Origin of the sequence: Verminephrobacter aporrectodeae subsp. tuberculatae At4, assembly GCF_000193225.1 — a bacterium.
Lineage (GTDB): Bacteria > Pseudomonadota > Gammaproteobacteria > Burkholderiales > Burkholderiaceae_C > Acidovorax > Acidovorax aporrectodeae.
Window position 1 is genome coordinate 1 of the sequence record NZ_AFAL01000372.1, and the last position, 15,022, is coordinate 15,022.

Below are 15,022 nucleotides of genomic sequence, written 5' to 3' on the forward strand. Positions count from 1 at the left end.
CGGCGTACATCCTGAACAAGCAAGAGTTGCCCAAGGAGCCGCCCACGCTCAACGAGGTGGTGCGGCTGATTGCCAGGCTGGGGGGCTTTCTTGCGCGAAAGCGCGATGGTGAGCCCGGAGTCAAGACCATCTGGCTGGGAATGCAGCGCATTCTTGACTTTGCCGCTGGCATCAGGTTCTGTCGCGAGCTTCAGGCTCAGGGGAGCTGTGTATAACGAAATGATGTAAAAGGCTGAAACGTATTGTGTACTGCCGCATCGCAAAATTGAATGGCGTCTCCTAGTCTTGCGCCCATGGTGTGCCAGCCTAAATTCGTAGTAACTCCAAAAAAACAACGTGCCGCCTCTGTGGTTGGCGATGGATATGACGCAGGAGTTTTCATGTGTTTGCAATCGCATCGCTAATCGTGGTCCGATAGCCCATGGGGAGGCGAATTGTGTCTAGTTCTGAGAGGTCGAACGTAGCTATCTCTTTGTGTTCATTGCTTATGCGCAGCGAGTCAAAATTCTCACATTCACAGATGAAGGGGACTATCAATACCGGAACTACGTCTGCTACCCAATAAACGTAGGACCGAAGCGGTCGAGTAATGCGAACGGAAATGCCTGTTTCCTCCAAAATTTCGCGTGCTAGGCAATCGGTCGGCTCTTCATGTAGCTCTAATTTTCCGCCGGGTAGTTCCCATTCATCGCGTTCATTCTTTAGCAACAAAATCCGATGATCGTTTATGAGTACGCCTTTAACTGAAACGGGAAATTTAGTGGCTTTGCTATCGCTGGGGGCAGGGGGATTCATCACGGATGATTACAAGAAATTGGGCGATTAAATTCGATTTGATACAAGCAATGCGCTCGCATCGTCCTGTAGCTTTACGCGTGGATAGAGCTCCGCATTGGGATCCGCATCCTCTAGTGACCTGAGTTCTTGGACAAGTATCGAAAGTCCTGCAGGTTCGAATGCGCGACTAAAAAAAGTCTCCGCATCCATGCTGAAGTAAGTGTCTACAAGGCGGTAAAGTCCGTCGGTAAGCAAAATTGCACGCATCTCAGAGGAAAATGGGACTTCCTTGCGCTGCATATACGGAAGTCCTTTTCCGTCAGGACTAAGTATCCAATAGCCATCGGACGTATTCATCCGTTGCCGATTTGCGCGAATAGTCGGGACAAGATGCTTCCATGCCTGCTGATGAGTCATGCCGGGCTCTGCCTTGCGGACTTTGAGATACTCTCCCAGAAGCGCATGGTCAAATTTATGCACTTCGCTGCTCCAAAAAATGAAATTGGGCCGCCATCAACTTGATAGATTATTTTGCAATCGCCAAGATTCAGAAATGTGCTTGAGCCTGGCTTCAGCGTCACATGTGCAAAGCTTGCAGAAGGAACATCGGTATGAGACCAGTTTTCCCAGTTGAGAGGTCCATCTGCTTCAAGTTTTTGCAATTCACTGGTGGCCCACCGTTGCAGATGCGGCTCCAGGGAGCGGTGACTCAGTCCCTTGGAAAACTCTCGCACAAACCACGATGCATCCGTTTCCAGACCTTCTGAAGTTTCGCGGCGTCGACCAGAAATGCTGGTCGCACCATCGAGCACCCAACCCTCATCGCGACTAAATCCGACAACGTCCTCATTCACCGCAGAGACTGAATGGGAGAGCATGTGAAAGTAACTCATATTGGACTTAGGTGTGGGCGCTTCATGAGAAGACGGTATGCAGATCGCGCACCAGCAAAGTGTGTCCTGCCATGAAGCCATCTATGATTGTTCACCAAGTATCCATCGCCTGAAGTCAAATTGATCTTCATTGTTAGCTGGCGCACCAGCGCATTGAATTTGGGCATGACGGCGGCGACATCGGGCGACAGATAAACCATCCTGTCGAAGCGGAAGCGCATTAAAAATTCATCACCTTCCAGGCTGATAACGCTGCTTTCCTTAAGTCCTTCTTCAGACTTGAACACCACTGACTTTGGTCGCGTTAATACCTGAACGGCTTCGGGCTCATGCGCCGACATTTCTTCAATCAACCGATGGCCGTCGACAAACGTACTTGCACCACCTATGCAAGATTGAGACTCAATCCAAAACGCAAGAAATTCAGGTGGTAGGGTCATACTGCTGCGATCACTGTGTGGCGTTAGAGCCATACCAGTGAGTCCCAGCTCGTTTCTATCAGCTGCGTGAGCGTGATCTGAAGAGCTGCCCACAACTTGGACGTGCGTGAGTCCAGAAGCTTCTGCGTGAGGATGATGGTAGACCCCCCCCATCTCACTCAAACTGTTGAGAAACTCTAGTTTGGATCGGATGTTGCGAAGCATGACTAGCCCATGCTTCCTATACGCGGCGCGTAACTCTGATATGCCTTCGGATGCTTGCCAAACTGGAATATCTATCTTGTTCCCTAAATTCATTTTCATCCCTTGCCTTTGAATTTGTACATCTAATCTCGTTGTTTTTCGAACCGTACATAGTCGACATTCAACACAAGAGGTCGCCCATCACTTGCCCCGTGCGCTTGAGTGGCAGCATCTGATACTGGTTCAGGTGCACGGCCGCGGCCTTCGCGCGCGGGCCGTATTGCACCGCTGCGGTGACGTCCGGGGGGAACACGCCACGATGGGTCTTGCCGCAGTTGCACACCGCTTGCAGAACGCGGTGCTCGGTGACCTGGTAGCGCAAATCGGGCAGATCGTGGACCTGCCGGGCCTCAACCACGCTGGCCTGACCCAAGGGAGCGTGGCAGACATCGCAATGCTCGGGCGGTGCATGGGTGACGACCACATTGGGCTCGGCCGCTTGGCTCAGGGTATGGCCCTTGTGCCCCTTCTGTCCGCCGACCGGCCGTTGCCCGGCTTGTTGAGCCCATCGCTTGAGGGCGGCTTGCTGGAGTTGCGGCTGTTCAGATTGGCGCGCTTGCAGTTCGTTGATCTGCGTCGTCAGCGTCTGCACCATCGCCCATAGCTCCAGAACCAGTGCACCCATCTGGGTCGAACTGAGTGTGCTGAGGTCGGGTAGCTGTTGCATTGAGTTGCGGATTATGGCCTGCGGCGAGGGGGCCTGAGTAGTTACCCCTGCTCACAACCACCTGGAGACATCGATGACACAGCGCAAATGCACACCCGCCCTCGGGATGCTGGCCTTGGCGGTCGCCTCGTTCGGCGCCCTCGCCACCGAGACGATCTACGTCGGCGGATTCGGAGGCTCGACTGAGCAGTTCTTCAAGGAAAAGATCATTCCTCCCTTTGAAGCAAAGACGGGTGCCAAGGTGGTCTACGTCCCGGGCAACTCCACGGACACCCTGGCCAAGCTGCAGGCACAAAGGGGGCGACAGGAAATCTCCGTGGCACTCATCGACGATGGCCCGATGTACCAGGCCGTCGGTCAGGGCCTTTGCGCCAAGGTGGAGGACGGCGGCCCCATCAAGGATTTGTATCCCACGGCACGCATGGTCGGTGACAGATCCGTCGGCATCGGTTTCATTGCCAGTGGCTTGGCCTACAACAAGGAAGTCTTTGCGAAGAACGGCTGGAAGGCGCCGACTTCGTGGCAAGACCTGACCGACGCGAAATACCGGCAGAAGGTCGTCATCCCACCCATCACCAACGGCTATGGACTGCTGACGCTGGTCATGATGTCCCGCCTCAACGGGGGTGGCGAGGACAAAATGGACCCGGGCTTCGATGTGATGCGCAAGAAGGTCGCTCCCAATGTGCTGGCGTGGGAGCCCTCTCCGGGAAAGATGGCCCAGATGCTGCAAACCGGCGAGGCCGCGCTGGTCGTGTGGGGCAACGGCCGTGTGCAGGCGGTGGTGGATCAGGGTGCGTCGGTGGAGTTCGTTTATCCCAAAGAAGGCGCGGTGATGATCATGACCGCCGGCTGCGTGGTCGAAGGTGCGCCGCAAGCCAAGCTCGGCCAACAGTTTCTCCAACACATCGTGTCGGCCGAGTCGCAGGCCGTGCTGGCCGGTGCGCAGAGCTGGGGCCCGGTGAACAAGACCGCGAAGCTGGCGCCGGACGTGGTCCGGAAGGTGGTGTACGGCCCGGAGAGGGTCGGTGCGCTGATCGCGCCCAACTACGAAGTGATCAACGCCAAGCGCGCCGAGTGGACTACCCGCTGGAATCGCACGGTCGAGCGCTGAGCGCACGGCGCTTGGGCACGCGGCCAGGGCCGTGTGGTGGGGTCACGCCCTGGCCGCGTGTCCCGAAGGGGCCGGTTGACCGAGGCGTTTCGCGGCCCCCCAGCGGAACCGGTCTTCGCGTACTCGCCAGCGGTGCATCACTACATCCAGGACATCCCATGAGCTTCCTCGAACTGAAGGGCCTCTCCAAGCGCTATGACAACGTCGTGGTGGTGGCCCCAAGCAATCTTTGCGTGAACCAAGGCGAATTCGTCTGTCTTTTGGGCCCGTCAGGCTGCGGCAAGACCACGACGCTACAGATGGTGGCGGGCTTTGTACGACCCACGAGTGGCCGCATCCTGCTCGACGGAGCAGACATCACCGATGTCAAGCCCAACCAGCGTGGGCTGGGCATCGTGTTCCAGAGCTATGCGCTGTTCCCCCACATGACGGTGGCCGAGAACATCGCATTCGGCCTGGAAATGCAGGGCATCACCGCTGGCGAGCGACGCCAGCGTGTCGGGGCGATGCTGGACCTGGTGCGTTTGAGCACCATGGCCGGGCGCTACCCACGCGAACTCTCGGGCGGCCAGCGCCAGCGCGTGGCCTTGGCCCGCGCCTTGACCATTCAACCGCCGGTGCTGCTGCTGGACGAGCCCATGGGCGCACTGGACGCCAAGCTGCGTGAAGAGATGCAGATCGAACTGCGCGCACTACAGCACCGGGTGGGAGTCACGACCATCATGGTGACGCATGACCAGGCGGAGGCCATGACACTCGCAGACCGGGTCGTTCTGATGAACAAGGGTTGCATCGAGCAAATCGATCGGCCCTTTGAGATGTACGAGCGTCCCAACGGTCGCTTCTCATCCACTTTCCTCGGCAAGGCCAACGTTTTCGCGGCCACGCGCGCGCAGTCCGGCGATTGCGTTGACGTTCAGGGACACCGGCTGCCCTCCAGCGACCTGGCGTGCACCGGGGCCCTCGACTACATCGTGCGCCCCGAGAAGATCGCGTTCACCGGCGACGCGAACGCCCTTGTCCGGGGGCGCGTGACGGCGCGCGCGTTTCTCGGGAATCACTGGCTGTTTCAGATCGATACGCCGCTGGGCAGCATGCAAATGACCCACGCCAACACCGGTTCGCCTCAGGCCCACGAAGGCGATGCCGTGGGCCTGCGCTGGGCGCCGCAGGACGCTCGGCTCGTGCCGCGTGCGCAGGCCGCGAAATGACGCATCCGTCCAGGATGTTGCCCTACTGGCTGACGGCGCCTGGTGCGCTGATCGCGCTGGCCTTCGTCGCCGTGCCGTTGGTGATGACGCTCTCGCTGAGCCTGTACCCATTCGTCCCGGGCGGTGGCGTCGGCGAGCAGATGACGATCGCCAACTTTGCCGATGTGGCGCGCGACGATTACTTCCACGCCATCTTCGCGCGGACCTTCGGCATGGCTTTTCTCGTCACGCTGATCTGCATCGTGATCGGCGTTCCCGAGGCCCATGTCCTGGGCCGACTGTCCGAACGGTGGCGCGCGGTGTCGATCGTGATCGTGCTCGGACCGATGCTGATCTCGGTGGTCGTTCGGACGCTCGGCTGGGCGGTGCTGCTCGGCAACGAGGGCGTGATCAACAAGCTGCTGCTGGCCACCGGCCTCGTGCACGAACCCGTGAAGATGATGTTCACGTTCACCGGCGTGGTGCTCGCGCTTGTGCATGTGCTGGTCCCCTTCATGGTGCTCGCTGTGTGGGCGTCCCTGCAGAAGCTCGACGCCACCACCGAACAGGCAGCCGAATCACTCGGCGCCGGTCCTTGGACCGTGCTCCGGCGCATCGTCTTCCCACAGGTGATCCCCGGGGTTCTCTCCGGCAGCCTCATCGTCTTCTCGCTGGCGGCGAGCGCTTTTGCGACGCCAGCCATCATCGGTGGCAGGCGCTTGAAAGTGGTCCCGACCACGATCTACGACGAATTCCTGGGCAATCTGAACTGGCCCTTGGGCGCCGCGCTCGCCGCAGTGCTGCTGGTCATCGTTCTTGCGGTGTCGATGGGCGCGAACCGGTTTGTCGAGCGGCGCTACAAGCAGGTGTTCCCATGAAACATGCACACCCTTTGCTGCGGGTGTTCCACTGGCTGTTCGCGGCCTTCATGCTGGCGCCTCTTCTGATGGTGGTGCTCGTGTCGTTCACTGACAAGGGCTACATCGCGATGCCCTTCGATGGTGCTTCGTGGCGCTGGTACGCCGCCATCCTGAAGGACGACGATTTCATGCGCGCCTTCTACCGCAGCCTGGCCCTGGGTGCCGGGGCGGCGACGCTGGCCACCTTGGCCGCGGTGCCCGCGGGCATGGCCATCGCCTGGCAGCGCTTTCCTGGCCGCGAGGCCATTCTCGGACTGCTGCTGTCGCCCCTCATGGTGCCGCACGTCGTGCTGGGTATTGCCCTGCTGCGTTTTCTCACGCAACTCGGCGCGTCCGCAACCCTGTGGGGGCTGACCGCGGCGCACACCGTGCTCGTGCTGCCCTACGTGCTGCGCCTGGTCGTGGCGGCGGCCACCGGCTTCGACCGCACGGTGGCCCAGGCCGCGGAGTCGCTGGGGGCTTCGGCATGGACGGTGTTTCGCCGTGTTGAACTGCCCCTCATCATGCCCGGCGTTGCGGGCGGCTGGCTCATCGCGTTCATCAACAGCTTCGACGAGCTGACGATGTCCATCTTCGTCGCCTCGGCCGGCACGCAGACGCTGCCGGTCAAGATGTACAACCACATCGCCCACACCATTGATCCGCTGCTGGCGTCCATCTCCACCGTGTTGATCGTGCTGACGCTGGTGCTGATGATGCTGCTCGATCGCTTCTACGGCATCGACCGTGTGTTGGTGGGCAAGCCATGAACGCGAATCGGGCCATCGACACGCTGGTCATTGGTGGCGGCGCGGTCGGCATGTCCGTCGCCTATGGCCTGGCACGTGCGGGCGAGCGCGTGCGCGTGCTCGATGAGGGCGACGATGCATTCCGTGCTGCACGCGGCAACTTCGGCCTCGTGTGGGTGCATGGCAAGGGCGTGGGCAACCCTGCCTATGCACGCTGGTCCATGGCCGCCGCAAGTCAGTGGCCCGCCTTTGCGGCCGAACTCCAGGAACTCACGGGCATCGCCGTCGAACTCTCGCAAAACGGCGGACTCACGATGTTCCTGACCGAGGAGGAACTGGCCGCGCGCGCCGCCGACTGCATGTCGATCCGGAATGCGCTGGGTGGGCACTATCCCTTCGAAGTGCTGGACCCCGCGGGGGTCCGTGCCATCTCTCCCCATAGCGGACCGGACGTGGTCGGTGCGATCTTCGGCCCGATGGATGGCCACGTCAGTCCCTTGCGTCTGCTGCGCGCGCTGTTCCAAGGTTTCAAGTCACGGGGCGGCGATCTGGTCACCGGGGTTCGGGTCGAACGGATCGGCCATCGTGCTGGTGAATTCCATGTGGCCGCCGCAGGCGCCACGCACGTCGCGGCCCGCGTGGTCCTGGCGGCCGGGCTCGGGAACCGGGAGCTGGCGCCGATGGTCGGTCTGCTGGCTCCCGTCAGACCCAGCCGCGGGCAGATCCTGGTCACCGAGCGTGTGCAACCCTTCCTGAACCACCCGACGATGCACGTGCGCCAGACCGGCGAGGGCGTCGTGCAGATCGGCGACTCCAAGGAGGACGTGGGGTTCAACGACGGGACCACGGTGGAACAGCTCGCGCGCATCGCGCAGCGCGCCAGCCGCCTTTTTCCGATCCTGGACAACGTCAACGTGGTGCGCACCTGGGGCGCTCTGCGGGTCATGACGTCCGATGGCTTCCCGATCTACCAAGCATCGCGCGATTGCCCCGGCGCGTACCTCGTCACCTGCCACAGCGGCATCACTCTGGCGTCCATGCATACGGGTCCGCTGGTTCGCTGGATGCGTGGCGGCGCCGAGCCTTCCGAGATTCAAACCTTCAAAGCGGAGCGCTTTCATGTTTAGAACGATGCCGCTCCCCACGCGCGATCAGCGGCGCGTGGTGGAGATATTCGTCGAGGGGCGAAGCGTGCCCGCCCGCGAGGGCGATACGCTGGCCGCAGCACTTCTGAATGCCCGGGTCGTGCCGTTCCGGCGCACGCCGGTATCGGGCCAGCCGCGCGCGCCGCTGTGTCTCATGGGTGTCTGCTTCGACTGCCTCGTCGAGGTGGATGGCGCCCGGAACGTGCAGTCTTGCATGGTTCAGGTCCGCGCCGGCATGCAGGTGCGGCTGCCCACGGGAGCACGGCAGATGAGGGCCCCGGCATGACAGAGAGGACACACGACCTCATCGTCGTCGGTGCGGGGCCGGCGGGCATGTCTGCCGCGCTGACGGCCGCGTCCATCGGCTTGAAGACGCTGTTGCTGGACGAGCAGCCGCGCCCGGGCGGGCAGATCTACCGCAACATCACTGCGGCTGCGCCGTCCGTGGCCGCGCTGCTCGGCGCCGACTATCGCCATGGAGAGACGTTGACGGACCGGCTCGCCCGGTCGGACGCCGATCTTCGTTTCGGCACGGCGGTGTGGGACGTTGCGCGCGACCTCACCGTCACTGCACAGCAAGATGGCCAGTCGTTTCGCGTGCAGGCGCCGCAGCTCATCGCCGCCACTGGCGCCATGGAGCGGCCCTCCCCCATTGCGGGCTGGACGCTGCCGGGCGTGCTCAATGCCGGGGCGGCGCAGATCGCGTTGAAAAGCGCGAGCGCCATCCCTTGCGGCCGCGTCGTGCTCGCGGGAGCGGGCCCGCTGCTGCTGCTGGTCGCCTGCCAGTTGCTGGACGCCGGGGTGTCACTGGGCGGCATCGTGGAGACTGCGCCAACGGCGAACCGCTGGCGCGCGCTGCGCCATCTGCCGACGGCGCTGCGCGCGCCAGCCTACTTGGCGAAGGGCGTGCGCATGCTGCAGCGTGTTCGCCGATCCGGCGTGCCGACGTTCTCTGCCGCCGCGTCGGTGCGCGTCGAGGGCAACGAGCGGGCTCAGGCGCTGGCGTTCGCGGCCGGCGGCAAGGAGCATCGTCTGGATGCCGATGTCGTGCTGCTGCACCACGGGGTCGTGCCGAACAACCAGCTCAGCCGGCTGCTGCGGGTCGATCATGACTGGGACCCCGTCCAGCTCGCGTGGTGCCCGCGCGTTGACGCCTGGGGCGAAACCTCGCTCGCGGGTTTTCGTATCGCGGGCGATGGCGCGGCCATCGCCGGTGCGCTTGCCGCGGAACCCGGCGGCGCGCTCGCCGCCTTGGGAGCGGCGCGGGCCCTGGGCAGGCTGAGCGCGCCCGCGTGTGAGGCGCGCGCCACGCCCGTGCGCCGGGCGCTGATGCGCCAACTGCGCATTCGTCCCTTCCTCGATGCGCTGTATCGGCCGCCCGAGTGGCTGTCCACACCCGCTGACGAGACCGTGGTTTGCCGCTGCGAGGAAGTCACGGCCGGTCGCATCCGCGAGATGGCTCGGCTGGGATGCCAGGGTCCCAACCAGACCAAGTTCTTCAGCCGTTGCGGCATGGGGCCGTGTCAGGGCCGCATGTGCGGGCTGGCGGTCACCCAGATCCTTGCCAGCGAATTGGGCAAGCCGCCCGGCCAGGTCGGCGCCTACCGCATCCGCGCACCCTTGAAGCCGGTGTCCGTGTCCTCCATCGCCGCGTCGGCTGACACAGCAGCCATCGAGATTTTTGAAGTCGGGGAAAACGCATGAGCGAACCGGGGAATGAATGGCCTCGGCGCGCCAGCGTGCGCTGAGCCTTGAATTGCGCCGCATCGGGCCTTTGCCGGAGCGCAAAGTGAAAGGTATGGCCCGCCAGATACGCCGGCGGCGCCGGATGCGCCACAGCGTCGCCAGCCGCTCGCTGATCAAGTCCTGATCCTGATTTAGCATCAGCCCATGCCCGCCGTAAGCGCCCCTGCCGCCCTTATGACCGACCCCGACCGCGCACCGGGTGCAGGGGGCCTGCCGCGCGCCGCTGCCTGGCTGCTGCCCGCCCTGCTGCTGGGCCTTGTGGTGGGCGCGGCGCTTGCGTTGCAGCAGCCTTGGCTGTGGCCACCCCTGGTGTACTGGGCCTTGCTCTGCTGCGCGCTTGTGCCGGCAGCATGCTGCGCGCTTGCGGCGGCCAGGCCCCGCGCATCGCGGTGGGCCTGGGCTCTGGTGATGGCGTCCCCCCTGCTCGCCGGGGGAAGCGGTGCCGCAGCCATGTTCGCGGTCTGTGGTCTGCGCGCTTCGGGCTACATGGAGCTGGCCCTGGCGCCCGCGCTGGAAGGGCGGGACATCCGCGTAACGGGGCTGGTCGCGGCCATGCCGCAGACCCACGCGGCGGGTACCCGCCTGCGTCTGGCGGTGGAGACCGCACACCTGCAGGGCGCGCCCGTGCGCCTGCCGCCGCTTGTCGAAGTGGCCTGGTACGGCGGGGCCTTGCGCGGCGCGGACGAGGCCGTGGACGCAGACGTGCAGCGCCGCCCCCCCACGGTGCGCGCGGGTGAGCGCTGGGATCTGACGCTGCGCCTGAAAGCGCCGCACGGCCTGTACAACCCCCATGGTTTTGACTACGAGCTGTGGCTCTGGGAGCAGGGCGTGCAGGCCACCGGCTATGTGCGCACGGGCCCGAGGGACGAAGCGCCGCGGCGCCTGGCGTCCACCTGGTGCTACCCCGTGGAACAGTTGCGCCAGTCCGTGCGCGACACCATCCTGGAGCGCCTGGGCCGCAGCGCGCAGGGCGCGGAAACCGCAGAGGGCGGCGACCCGGGCCGCGCGCGCATTGCCGGTGTCGTTGCGGCGCTGGTCACGGGCGACCAGCGCGCCATCGACCGCGCGGACTGGGATCTGTTCCGCGCCACCGGGGTGGCGCACCTCATGAGCATTTCGGGCCTGCACATCACCTTGTTCGCGTGGCTCGCCGCGCTGCTGGTGCGCATGCTCTGGCGGCGCTCCGCGCGCCTGTGCCTGGCGGTGCCGGCACCGTCTGCGGCGCTGGTCGCCGGGGTGGCGCTGGCCGCCGCGTATGCGCTCTTCAGCGGCTGGGGCGTTCCCGCGCAGCGCACGGTGATCATGCTCGCCAGCGTGGCGCTGCTGCAGCTGAGCGGGCGGCGCTGGCCCTGGCCGCAGGTCTGGCTGCTGGCCTGCGCGGCGGTGGTGCTGGTCGATCCCTGGGCGCTGGCGCAGGCGGGCTTCTGGCTGAGCTTCGTCGCGGTGGGGATGTTGTTTGCCACGAATCCGGTCGCCGACAGGGCTTCCGCTTCTGGCGCCATCGGCCGGTTCCACGCGCTGCTGCGCGAGCAGTGGGTGGTCACGCTGGCGCTCACGCCCCTGGGCCTGCTGCTGTTTTCCCAGGTCCCGCTGCTGGGTTTCGTGGCCAACCTGGCGGCGATTCCCTGGGTCACGCTGGTGGTGACGCCGCTGGCGCTCGGCGGTGCGCTGTGGGCGCCGCTGTGGGACTTGGCGGCGCTCAGTCTGCAACCGCTGATGGCCTGGCTGCAATGGCTCGCGCAATGGCCCTGGGCGGTGCTGTTTCTGCCTGCGGCGCCGCTGTGGGCGGGTAGCGCGGCGGTGCTGGGCGGCGCGCTGCTGGCGCTGCGCATGCCCTGGCGCTTGCGCCTGCTGGCGCTGCCATTGCTCTGGCCGGCGCTGTGCTGGCAGCCCGCGCGGCCGCCGCCGGGGCAGTTCGACTTGCTCGCAGCAGACGTTGGCCAGGGCGGCGCGGTGCTGGTGCGCACCGCCAACCACACGCTGCTCTACGACGCGGGTCCGCGTTTCAGCCGCGAGAGCGACGCCGGGCAGCGCGTGCTGGTGCCGCTGCTGCGCGCGCTCGGCGAGCGGGTGGATCTGCTCATGCTCAGCCACCGCGACGCGGACCACAGCGGCGGCGCCGCGGCCGTGCTGGCGCAGCAGCCACAGGCCGCGCTCAGCGGCTCGATCGAGGCCGGGCATGCATTGCAGGAACTGCGCCCCGTCCAGCCCTGCCTCGCCGGCCAGCGCTGGGAATGGGACGGCGTGCGCTTCGAGCTGCTGCACCCGCTGCCCGGAGACGCCGCCCCCGGGCAGCGCCGCGCGCCGCGTCCGAATGCCCTGAGTTGCGTGCTGCGCATCGCGGCCGCAGGAGCGCCCGCGGCCCTGCTCACCGGGGACATCGAGGCCGCGCAGGAGCAGGCCCTGGTGGCGCGCGGCGCGGCGCTGCAGGCCGACCTGCTGCTGGTGCCGCACCATGGCAGCAAGACCTCCTCGTCGCCCGCGTTTCTGGACGCCGTCCGGCCACGCGCCGCCTTGGTGCAGGCCGGCTACCGCAACCGCTTCGGCCATCCGGCGCCCGAGGTGTTGCGACGCTACCAGGCGCGCGGCATCCGGGTGCTGGAGTCCGCGCGCTGCGGCGCCGCCAGCTGGTCCTCGGCCCGGCCCGGGGTGGTGGCCTGCGCACGCGACACCGGGCGCCGGTATTGGCAGCACCGCGTGCCCCCACGCGGCGAATGACCCCTGGCGCGGGGTGGATGGGCGACGGCGCGCTGCCGGCAGGGGCTGCTGCGCCGTGCACGGGCGCATAACTTGCTATCCTCTGCGCCAGGAGGCCGGTTCATGCAGCAATTCGACGAGATGTATGCCAAGCAGCCTATGGACGGCGGCGCCGTGCGGGCGCATTACGCGCGCTACGCGCAGTGGCTGGACCAGCAGCCCCCCGAGGGAATGCAGGCGCGCCGGGCCGAAGCCGAGATGATCTTCCGGCGCGTGGGGATCACCTTTGCCGTCTACGGCGCCAAGGACGAGGACGGAGTGGGCAACGAGCGCCTGATCCCGTTCGACCTGATCCCGCGCATCATCCCGGCGCACGAGTGGAGCCGCCTGCAACAGGGGCTGGTGCAGCGGGTCACGGCGCTCAACCGCTTCATCCACGACATCTACCACGGCCAGGACATCGTGCGCGCCGGCGTCGTCGCCGCCGACCTCATCGTCGGCAACGCCCAGTACCGGCCCGAAATGGCGGGCCTGTCCGTGCCGCAGGACATCTACGCGCACATCGCCGGAATCGACATCGTGCGCGCGCCCGACGCGCAGGGCGTGGGCGAGTACTACGTGCTCGAAGACAACCTGCGCGTCCCCAGCGGCGTGAGCTACATGCTCGAAAACCGCAAGATGATGATGCGTCTGTTCCCCGAACTGTTCAGCCTGCACAAGGTGGCGCCGGTCGCGCACTACCCCGACATGCTGCTCGAGACCCTGCGCGCCAGCGCCCCCGCGACGTCGGACGAGCCCACGGTGGTGGTGCTGACACCCGGCATGCACAACAGCGCGTACTTCGAGCACGCCTTCCTGGCGCAGCAGATGGGCGTGGAACTGGTCGAAGGGCAGGACCTCGTGGTCCGGGACGGCTTCGTCTACATGCGCACCACGCGCGGCCTGCAGCGCGTGGACGTGATCTACCGGCGGGTGGACGACGATTTCCTCGATCCGCAGGTGTTCCGCCGCAACTCCACGCTGGGCTGCCATGGCCTGATGGACGCCTACCGCGCAGGCCACGTCGGCATCTGCAACGCCGTGGGGATCGGCGTCGCGGACGACAAGTCGGTCTACCCCCAGGTGCCCGAGATGATCCGCTTCTACCTGGGCCAGGAACCCATTCTCAAGAACGTCCCCACCTGGATGTGCCGCAGGCCGGACGAGTTGCAGTACGTGCTCGCGCACCTGGGCGAGCTGGTGGTGAAAGAGGTGCACGGCGCGGGCGGCTACGGCATGCTCATCGGCCCGGCCGCGACGCAGGCCGAGATCGAGGACTTCCGCCGCGCGCTGCAGGCCAACCCCGCAGGCTATATCGCGCAACCCACATTGAGCCTGTCGAGCTGCCCCACTTACGTGGAGCGTGGCATCGCCCCGCGCCACATCGACCTGCGCCCCTTCGTGCTCAGCGGCCGCACAGTGCAGATGGTCGCCGGCGGCCTCACGCGCGTGGCGCTGCAGGAGGGCTCGCTGGTGGTGAATTCCTCGCAGGGCGGGGGAACCAAGGACACCTGGGTCTTGGGCCATGGAGGGACCGAAGCATGCTGAGCCGCACCGCCGACCATTTGTTCTGGATGTCCCGCTACACCGAGCGGGCAGAGAACACCGCCCGCATGCTCAACGTCAGCTACGAAACCTCGCTGCTGCCGCAGTCCGCCGACGTGGCGCAGGAGGGCTGGGAGGGCCTGCTGTCCATCAGCGAGCTGATTCCCGCGTACAGCGCGAGACATGGCCAGGTCACGCCGCAGCGCGTGCTGGAATTCATGGTGCGCGACGGCAACAATCCGTCGTCCATCCTGTCCTGCCTGCGCGCGGCGCGCGAGAACGCGCGCGCGGTGCGCGGTGCGCTCACCACCGAGGTGTGGGAGACGCAGAACCAGACTTGGCTGGAACTGCAGCGGCAACTCGCAGGCGACGCCTTCGAGCGCGACCCGGGGCAACTCTTTGAATGGGTGAAATACCGCTCGCACCTGTCGCGCGGCGTGGTGCTGGGAACCATGCTGCAGGACGAGGCCTTTCACTTCCTGCGCATGGGGACCTTCCTGGAGCGCGCCGACAACACCGCACGCCTGCTCGACGTGAAGTTCCACGCGGTGAAGAACGACTTCTTCGGCCGCGCCAGCGAGCGCAACCAGGAGCGCGACTTCTACCACTGGAGCGCCATCCTGCGCAGCGTCTCGGCCTTCGAGGTCTACCGCAAGGTGTACCGCGACGTGATCACCCCCGGGCGTGTGGCCGATCTGCTGATCCTGCGCCGCGACATGCCGCGATCGCTGCACGCCTGCCTGCGCGAAGTGGTGGACAACTTGGCGCTGCTCGCCAACGAGCAGTCTGCCGAAACCCGGCGCCGCGCCGGGCGCCTGCTGGCCGACCTGCAGTACGGCCGCATCGACGAGATCCTGGCGACGGGGCTGCACGCGTTC

General features: G+C 65.3%; 17 protein-coding genes. 12 read left to right on the forward strand and 5 right to left on the reverse strand.

Annotated elements, in window-relative coordinates:
• Nucleotides 1-215: IS4 family transposase (locus tag VTU_RS26650; RefSeq protein ID WP_010103472.1), on the forward strand; the 215-nt coding region annotated here is incomplete at its 5' end.
• 163 nt (nucleotides 216-378) lie between these two features.
• On the opposite strand, the gene VTU_RS31305 is transcribed toward VTU_RS26650, so the two are convergent.
• The 5 genes from VTU_RS31305 to VTU_RS35850 all read right to left on the reverse strand — a co-directional run bounded on the left by VTU_RS31305 (nucleotide 379) and on the right by VTU_RS35850 (nucleotide 3,020).
• Nucleotides 379-795, reverse strand: a complete 417-nt coding sequence (locus tag VTU_RS31305) for an NUDIX hydrolase (RefSeq protein ID WP_010103474.1) — start codon at nucleotides 793-795, stop codon at nucleotides 379-381.
• A 27-nt stretch (nucleotides 796-822) separates the two neighbouring features.
• Nucleotides 823-1,257 (reverse strand): hypothetical protein, encoded by a 435-nt coding sequence (locus VTU_RS32655; RefSeq protein ID WP_138927828.1) that lies wholly within the window; start codon nucleotides 1,255-1,257, stop codon nucleotides 823-825.
• Nucleotides 1,191-1,670: a hypothetical protein gene (locus tag VTU_RS32660; protein WP_138927829.1), complete on the reverse strand. Its 480-nt coding sequence runs from the start codon at nucleotides 1,668-1,670 to the stop codon at nucleotides 1,191-1,193. The genes VTU_RS32655 and VTU_RS32660 overlap by 67 nt, the downstream gene beginning before the upstream one ends.
• Nucleotides 1,667-2,413 carry a TauD/TfdA family dioxygenase gene (locus VTU_RS31310; RefSeq protein ID WP_081479766.1) on the reverse strand — a complete coding sequence of 249 codons (747 nt, stop codon included), beginning with the start codon at nucleotides 2,411-2,413 and terminating at the stop codon, nucleotides 1,667-1,669. Before VTU_RS31310 ends, VTU_RS32660 begins: the two co-directional genes overlap by 4 nt.
• Before the next feature lie 61 nt (nucleotides 2,414-2,474).
• Nucleotides 2,475-3,020, reverse strand: a complete 546-nt coding sequence (locus VTU_RS35850) for a hypothetical protein (RefSeq protein WP_029554233.1) — start codon at nucleotides 3,018-3,020, stop codon at nucleotides 2,475-2,477.
• Between the two features lie 106 nt (nucleotides 3,021-3,126).
• Here VTU_RS35850 and VTU_RS0109110 point away from each other — a divergent pair, with 106 nt between their 5' ends.
• From VTU_RS0109110 to VTU_RS0109160, 11 genes are all read left to right on the forward strand, one after another.
• Nucleotides 3,127-4,134 (forward strand): ABC transporter substrate-binding protein, encoded by a 1,008-nt coding sequence (locus VTU_RS0109110; RefSeq protein ID WP_010103478.1) that lies wholly within the window; start codon nucleotides 3,127-3,129, stop codon nucleotides 4,132-4,134.
• Between the two features lie 158 nt (nucleotides 4,135-4,292).
• A complete protein-coding gene (locus VTU_RS0109115; RefSeq protein ID WP_010103480.1) occupies nucleotides 4,293-5,345 on the forward strand; it encodes an ABC transporter ATP-binding protein in 1,053 nt (350 codons plus the stop codon).
• Nucleotides 5,342-6,202 carry an ABC transporter permease gene (locus VTU_RS0109120; protein ID WP_029554234.1) on the forward strand — a complete coding sequence of 287 codons (861 nt, stop codon included), beginning with the start codon at nucleotides 5,342-5,344 and terminating at the stop codon, nucleotides 6,200-6,202. The genes VTU_RS0109115 and VTU_RS0109120 overlap by 4 nt, the downstream gene beginning before the upstream one ends.
• Entirely contained in the window at nucleotides 6,199-6,993 is a 795-nt protein-coding gene (locus VTU_RS0109125) for an ABC transporter permease (protein WP_029554235.1), read from the forward strand. The genes VTU_RS0109120 and VTU_RS0109125 overlap by 4 nt, the downstream gene beginning before the upstream one ends.
• Complete coding sequence (locus VTU_RS0109130; protein ID WP_010103484.1) at nucleotides 6,990-8,099, forward strand: NAD(P)/FAD-dependent oxidoreductase; 1,110 nt, start codon at nucleotides 6,990-6,992, stop codon at nucleotides 8,097-8,099. The genes VTU_RS0109125 and VTU_RS0109130 overlap by 4 nt, the downstream gene beginning before the upstream one ends.
• A 4-nt stretch (nucleotides 8,100-8,103) precedes the next feature.
• Nucleotides 8,104-8,403, forward strand: coding sequence for a (2Fe-2S)-binding protein (locus tag VTU_RS0109135; protein ID WP_010103485.1), 300 nt, complete (start codon nucleotides 8,104-8,106; stop codon nucleotides 8,401-8,403).
• Nucleotides 8,400-9,821 carry an FAD-dependent oxidoreductase gene (locus tag VTU_RS26655; protein WP_010103486.1) on the forward strand — a complete coding sequence of 474 codons (1,422 nt, stop codon included), beginning with the start codon at nucleotides 8,400-8,402 and terminating at the stop codon, nucleotides 9,819-9,821. The genes VTU_RS0109135 and VTU_RS26655 overlap by 4 nt, the downstream gene beginning before the upstream one ends.
• Nucleotides 9,822-9,837: 16 nt before the next feature.
• Nucleotides 9,838-9,987, forward strand: a complete 150-nt coding sequence (locus VTU_RS33550; RefSeq protein ID WP_010103487.1) for a hypothetical protein — start codon at nucleotides 9,838-9,840, stop codon at nucleotides 9,985-9,987.
• A gap of 50 nt (nucleotides 9,988-10,037) precedes the next feature.
• Entirely contained in the window at nucleotides 10,038-12,581 is a 2,544-nt protein-coding gene (locus VTU_RS0109150) for a DNA internalization-related competence protein ComEC/Rec2 (RefSeq protein ID WP_010103489.1), read from the forward strand.
• A 102-nt stretch (nucleotides 12,582-12,683) separates the two neighbouring features.
• Complete coding sequence (locus tag VTU_RS0109155) at nucleotides 12,684-14,147, forward strand: circularly permuted type 2 ATP-grasp protein (protein ID WP_010103490.1); 1,464 nt, start codon at nucleotides 12,684-12,686, stop codon at nucleotides 14,145-14,147.
• Nucleotides 14,141-15,022: alpha-E domain-containing protein (locus VTU_RS0109160; RefSeq protein WP_010103491.1), on the forward strand; the 882-nt coding region annotated here is incomplete at its 3' end. The genes VTU_RS0109155 and VTU_RS0109160, both read left to right, overlap by 7 nt.